At 70.3% G+C, this 236-nt stretch carries 1 pseudogene; it reads left to right on the forward strand.

Features of this window, described 5'->3' with window-relative positions:
• Window positions 1-236 (forward strand): annotated as a pseudogene (fadH, locus tag ACSNOK_RS36245) (NADPH-dependent 2,4-dienoyl-CoA reductase); the annotation flags it as partial.

Below are 236 nucleotides of genomic sequence, written 5' to 3' on the forward strand. Positions count from 1 at the left end.
ATCGAGGACTTCGCCCGCTGCGCCGCCCTCGCCCGGTCCGCGGGTTACGACGGCGTGGAGATCATGGGCTCCGAGGGCTACCTCGTCAACGAGTTCATCGCCTCCGCCACCAACCGCCGCACCGACCGCTGGGGCGGCTCGTACGCCAACCGCATGCGCTTCCCCGTCGAGATCGTGCGCCGGGTCCGCGAGCGCGCCGGCGAGGACTTCATCGTCGTCTACCGGCTGTCCATGCT

Origin of the sequence: Streptomyces sp. URMC 126 (genome assembly GCF_051386555.1) — a bacterium.
Classification (GTDB): domain Bacteria; phylum Actinomycetota; class Actinomycetes; order Streptomycetales; family Streptomycetaceae; genus Streptomyces.